This is a genomic window from Mesorhizobium waimense (assembly GCF_003601975.1).
GTDB lineage: Bacteria > Pseudomonadota > Alphaproteobacteria > Rhizobiales > Rhizobiaceae > Mesorhizobium > Mesorhizobium waimense.
In genome coordinates this window covers 148885-155000 of the sequence record NZ_QZWZ01000017.1, presented here as the reverse complement: position 1 = coordinate 155000, position 6116 = coordinate 148885, and the positions used below count along the sequence as shown (strand labels likewise).

4 protein-coding genes are annotated in these 6116 nt (G+C 64.6%); 2 read left to right on the top strand and 2 right to left on the bottom strand.

Going from position 1 to position 6116, the window contains the following annotated elements; translation table 11 throughout:
* Positions 1–221: 221 nt before the first annotated feature.
* Complete coding sequence (locus D3227_RS22005) at positions 222–2189, top strand: M23 family metallopeptidase (RefSeq protein WP_167480794.1); 1968 nt, start codon at positions 222–224, stop codon at positions 2187–2189.
* 30 nt (positions 2190–2219) lie between these two features.
* On the opposite strand, the gene D3227_RS22000 is transcribed toward D3227_RS22005, so the two are convergent.
* Complete coding sequence (locus D3227_RS22000) at positions 2220–3779, bottom strand: MFS transporter (RefSeq protein ID WP_120016390.1); 1560 nt, start codon at positions 3777–3779, stop codon at positions 2220–2222.
* Between the two features lie 167 nt (positions 3780–3946).
* On the opposite strand from D3227_RS22000, the gene D3227_RS21995 reads away from it, so the two are divergent.
* Positions 3947–4579, top strand: coding sequence for a TMEM175 family protein (locus D3227_RS21995; protein ID WP_120016411.1), 633 nt, complete (start codon positions 3947–3949; stop codon positions 4577–4579).
* On the opposite strand, the gene D3227_RS21990 is transcribed toward D3227_RS21995, so the two are convergent.
* Entirely contained in the window at positions 4553–6055 is a 1503-nt protein-coding gene (locus D3227_RS21990) for a L,D-transpeptidase family protein (RefSeq protein WP_120016389.1), read from the bottom strand. The genes D3227_RS21995 and D3227_RS21990 overlap by 27 nt on opposite strands.
* Between the last annotated feature and the right edge of the window lie 61 nt (positions 6056–6116).

Sequence of the window (6116 nt, the reverse complement as noted above, 5' to 3'; positions counted from 1 at the left end):
ATTGCGGATCGACATCAAAGCCAACGAGTGAGGCGCCTGCGCACCCCGCGAGACGCCCCCTTATAAGAGACTGTGGGAAGACCACTATAAGAGAGACGCGTGGTTGGGGATTTCGGCCAAGGCTGGGCGTTTCGTTGACTTAAACCGCCGTGACAGGCAAATGTCATGCGCACAACAAAAACGACAAGCCGTTCCGCCCGGGGAAGAAGCAGCCTTTCTGGATGCCTGATACGGAAGATGTCATAGCCGAACTCGGCAATGAGCCGCCGCTGATCGCGGATGGCCGTAGCGGCCCGCCCGACCGGCGCGAGGTTTCGGCGCGTTGGCTGTCTGGCACCTTTCTTACCGGCGTGACCTCGAGCGTGCTGATGGGCGTGGCGCTGTTCGCGGCGCTGGACGGGCGCCAGCAATTGGCGACGCCACCCGAGATCGCCGAACTGGCTCAGCTCGGAAACGGCGGCGATTCAGGCGAAGTCGCCAAGACGACCAGGCTGGTGGCGCTGCGCCAGATTGCCAAGGCCAAGGACCGCCGGCGCATGGAAGTGTCGATGGTGACCAAGGTCGGCGACCGCGACGTTATCCACACCATGCCCTTCGTGCAGATCAAGATGGCGCTAGCCGCCGGCCACACGACCAACCGCTCCTACCCGCCTTTCGACCCGATGCAGGTGTTCGGCGACGACGGCGACGACAATGCCGGCCAGCCGGCGACCGCGGCCGCCACCGCCGGTCAGATCTATGGCGCCAAGGTCGAAAGCGAAATGAGCCTGAAGACGATCGATTTCCCGATCGAGACGGCATCCTTCGACGAAAAGAGCGACCTCTCCGCCGACGAGGTGGAAAAGGTGGTGCGCGAGGCCGGCACGGACCTCAGCGACGGCGCCATTCAGGTTGCCTCGCTGCATTATGTCGACCCGCAGCGATTCGGCGACGCCTTCGCCGAATCGATGGCCGGGTCCTATGACGTCAAGATCGTGCCGGAGAACGTCTCCGTGTCGCCGCGCGTCGTCGCGGACGACCAGGCGCCGGCATTCGCCGAGGAAATCATCCCCTTCACCAAGGATCTCGACATTACCGAAGCCTTCGCCGATTCGGGCTATACCGGCCCGGACGCCACCGGCATGGCCGAGGCGATCGGCAAGCTCTTGAACGCGCCGGCGCTGAAGGCCGGAACCGTGCTGCGCGTCGGGCTCGAGATCCATGGCGACGCGGCCAAGGTGGTTCGCACCAGCGTTTACGACCGGACCCAGCACATCGTCACCATCGCGCTCGACGATCGCGGCCAGTATGTGCCGGCGCAGGAGCCCGAACCCAATCCCGAATTGTTGACGGCATTCGATGATTCGCCGCCGGTGGTGGTGCGCGGCAACCTGCCGAACGTCTATGACGGCATCTACCGTGCGGCCTATTCCTACGGCATGTCGAAGAAGCTGACCCAGCGGCTGGTCCGGCTGCTGGCCTCCGGTGTCGACTTCCAGTCGCGGCTGAGCCCCTCGGACCGTATCGACGTCCTGTTTTCCCAACCGGACGGCGACGACCAGGCTTCCGACGAGTCCCAACTGCTCTACGTCTCGGCGACCTTCGGCGGACAGACGCGCAATTTCTACCGCTTCCAGATGCAGGACGGCAGCAGCGACTATTTCGATCAGGACGGCTCGAGCGCACAGCAGTTCCTGTTGCGTAATCCGCTGCCGGCCGGGAAATTCCGCTCCGGCTTCGGCGCCCGGCGCCACCCGATCCTCGGTTATGTCCGCATGCATACCGGCGTCGACTGGGCAGCCCCGATCGGCACGCCGATCATAGCCGCCGGCAACGGCGTCATCGAGAAGGCCGGCTGGGCCGGTGGCTATGGCAAGCAGATCATCATCCGCCACGCCAATGGCTACGAGACGTCCTACAATCACCAAAGCGCCTTTGCCAAAGGCATGGAGCCGGGCGTCCATGTCCGCCAGGGCCAGACCATCGGCTTTCTCGGCCAGACCGGCCTCGCCACCGGCCCGCATCTTCATTACGAGCTGATCGTCAACGGTACCAAGGTCGATCCGATGCGCGTCCGCCTGCCGGTCGGCAAGGTGCTGAAAGGCGACGACCTCGTTGCCTTCAAGCGTGAGCGCGAACGCATCGACGACCTGCTCAAGCAGGAAGACAACGATTCGCTGAAGGTCGCCAGCGCCAAGGTTGAAGGGTAACCCCTCGCCCCGAATCGATTCCGCGCCGAATCAGTCCGGCGAACCATCCGTGCCGCGCGACCAGGGCAGTGACCGTCCCGAAACAGTCATCCAGGCAATGACCGCCGAAAGCAGGCAGAGCAGCGCGGTGACCCAGGCGACGGCCGCGAAGGCCGCATCGCTGGCGGCGAGCCGCGTTGCATCGAGTTCGGGCGCCAGCCCTGCCGATACCGGTTCGCCGAAACCGGGAATGCCCGGCCTGACGCTGGTGTCCAGCATCGTCGAATAAACCCAGGCCGCGAGCGATCCCATCGCCGCCACCGCGATCAGGCCGCCGATGCGCGAGACGGCATTGTTGATCCCCGAGGCCGCACCGGTGTCCTTGTCCTCGACCGCCGTCATGATCGCGGTCGACAGCGGCGACACGACCAGCGCCATGCCGAGCCCCATCAGCGCCATCAGCGGAAATACCCCGGTCCAGAAATTGTGGATGCCGGCATGAGCGAGCAACGCAAGCCCGGCAAAGGCAAAAGCGACGACCAGGCTGCCGCTGGCGATCGGAAAGCGCGGACCGATGCGGTCGGACCACTGGCCGACCGGCCCCGACAACAGCGCGATCAACGCCGACAGTGGCAGGAAGATGAAGCCGACCTCGGCCGTGCTCAGCCCCCAGCCGGCAATCAGCAGCATCGGCAGGTAGAACAGATTGGCCGACAGAGCGAAATAAAGGAAGAAGGTCGCGACATTGGCGCCGGCAAAAGCGCCGATCCGAAACAGCTTGAGATCGATCATCGGCTCGCGCTGACGCAGTTCGAAGGCGATGAAGACGACGAGCAGCACGACGCCGGCGGCAATGCTTGGACCTGACATGTGGCCACCGCCTTCGGCGCTCATCGACGTCAGCCCGTAGGCCAGCGATCCGAAGGCAAGCGTTGCCAGTGCGGCACCCCCGAGATCGAGGCTACGCTTCTCCGTCGGCGCATCGGCGGGAATCTTGGCCAGGAGAAGATAGATCGAGAGCAGCCCGAGCGGCAGGTTGATGGCGAAGATCGCCCGCCAGATGCCGTTGCCGAAGGTCGAAAGCACCAGTCCGCCCAGCACCGGGCCAAGCGCCGTCGTCAGTGCCGAGGCCGCCGCCCAGATGCCGATCGCCCGGCCGCGCTCCTTTTTCGGATAGGCTTTGGCGATGATGGCGAGACTGCCCGGCACCATGATCGCGGCGCCGATACCTTGCAGGGCGCGAAACGCAATCAGCACGCCGGCATTGGGCGCCACCGCGCAGGCGAGAGACGCGGCTATGAACAGGGCGATGCCGACGACGAAGGCGAGCCGAAGGCCGAATCGGTCGCCCGCCGCACCGCCGGCAAGGATCAGCGCCGAAAGCGTCAGTGCGTAGGCGTTGGAAATCCATTGTGCCTCGGCGAGGCTGGCACCGAGATCGACGCGTATCGCCGGCGTGGCGATGGCCAGGATCGAGCCGTCGATGAAGCCGAGCGCCGACGCCAGGATCGCGGCGATCAGCACGAACCTGCGCCGCGATTGCGGACAGAACGTTGCGTTTGCAATGGCGCCCGTCAGGGGGATGGCGGCAGCTTCGCTTGGCGACTTCATAAGGGCTTGCTTAGACCTCCGGTCCGGCCGCAACAACCGGCCAGCGGGCCGTTCTCGTTGAAACCAGCCACGACCCTGCCCGAATGGGCAGGCTCGGTCCGACTGGCGTGCAATGGCCGGATGTCGTGTTAAGTCTTACGGCCAACCGCAAGCAAAGGGGAAGCCTGATGAAACGACCGCTCGAACCGTCGGCTGAGGCACGCGGGCGCGTCGTCGGCATCACCGACGGCGTCTTTGCCATCGCGCTCACCCTCATCGTTCTGGAAATCAGTGTGCCGGCGCATGAGGCGGTCCACTCCGAGGTGGAACTGCTTTCCGCCATCGCTGCGCTGGCGCCGCGCTTTCTGACCTATGCGCTGAGCTTCCTGACGCTCACCATCTTCTGGTTCGGCCAGCAGGCGCAGCACGGGCTGATCTCCAGATCCGACAGGCGGCTTGCGACTCTCAATCTCTGCTTTCTCGCCTTCATCGCCTTGCTGCCGTTCTCGACCGACCTTCTGGCTGACTTCCTCGAATTTCGGACAGCGGTACTCGTCTACTGGCTCAATCTGCTGCTGCTCGGCGCGACGCTGTTCGCAAGCTGGCGCTATGCGGTGAAAAACGGCTTTCTGGCCGAAGACGTCGATGCGGAAACGACCCGCACGGTCTACCAGCGCATCGTCAAGGCGCAAATCCTGTGGGCGATCGGCGCAACATTCTGCCTGATCAGCCCCTTGCTCAGCGTCGGTTTCATCCTGGTGGTGCAGCTGACCTACGCTACAGCGCTGCGCGGCTCACTGCTGCGCAAGGTCATCGGCTGAAGATCCGCCGACGAACTCCACCGTGACGCCCGGCGAGACGATCTTGGCCAGCTCGCGCGCGTCCCAGTTGGTCAGGCGCACGCAGCCATGGCTTTCGGTCTTGCCGATCTTGGACGGGTCGGGCGTGCCGTGGATGCCGTAGGTCGGCTTGTCCAGCGCGATCCATACCGAGCCGACCGGGCCGTTCGGGCCCGGCGGGATGGTCAGGACCTTGTCGTTCTGGCCCTGCTTGAAATTGATGCTCGGATTATAGGTGTAATTGGGATCGAGCGCGACCCGCGACACCGTATGAATGCCGGAGGGCGACGGCGTGTCCGACGAACCGATCGTGGCCGGATAGGCCGCGACCAGCTTGCCTCCCGCATCATAGGCAAACACTTCTTTCTTGGCCTTGTCGGCAACGATGCGGGCAACCGGCGTCGACACCAGCCTGCCGAAATTGGCGACCTTGATGATGGTGCCCGGGCGGCCGAAGTTGGCCTCCGGATTGAGCGCCTTGAGATAATTCTCGTCCATGTGGAAGCGCTCCGCCAGCGCTTCTGTCACCGAGGTGTAGCCCATGCGGTCGAGCTGCGCCTTCTGGCTGTAGTCTTCCGGTATCGAGGCGACATAGGGGCCGGCCGCATCCTCGGCCGTGATCGTGTAGTTGGCGAAAGCATCACCGCCGGATTGCGCCAGTGCTGCCTGGATGCCGACCGCATCGGTCGACTTGAGATTGCTGCCGGTGATCTCGTTGTAGGCGGCTACAGCCTTATCGACATTGGAGCCGAATCGCCCGTCGATGACGCCTGGCGAAGCGCCGGCACGATCGAGCAGCACCTGCAATGCCGCCACATCCTGACGTGTGCCGAGCGAAAGCGACGGATCGACGACCGTCTTGCCGTCAACCTTCGGCGGCAGGGCTGCCTCGTCGCCGGGTGTCGCCGGTTCGGCCGGATCTATCGAGGCCTCGTCGAGCGGCTGGCGCTTGATGCCGTCCGGCTGGTCAGGCTGGGGCTCGTCCGGATAGGTGTTGCCATAGGTCCCCTCGTCCCGGGGCGCGTCCGGAAAGACCTGATCCGAATTGTCGCCATAGGGATCGTTTTCGTCGACCGGCGGCGGGATGACGGTGCCTTCCTCTTCCAGCTGCTTGCGGCGGAAGCGGGCCATGTCCTCGGGATCGTCGAGATAGTAGCGATCCTCGTCCTCGACCGGCGCGCGCCCGAGCTGCTGCATCCGCAACTGGCGGCGCAGCGCACGGCGGTCGAGCCTGGTCTGCGGCGGCTGGATGGCGATGACCTTGCCGGTGTCGGCATCGACGATGACGCGGTTGCCCCTGGCGTCGTAGTAGATGTCGAGATTGCCGTCCTGGGCGAGAAGGATCCCGCCGGTTGCGGCGGTGCGGGTTTGTGCTCCTTCCTCACTCGGCGCGGCGAACACGCCGGAAGACACCAGTCCGGCGGCGAGTGCCGAAAGGCAGAAGATGGTGCGCAGCATTGTTGCCAAACTCTCCGGTCCGTAATTGCCGCCGCCCGGCACTGTCCCTTACGGCGAACCC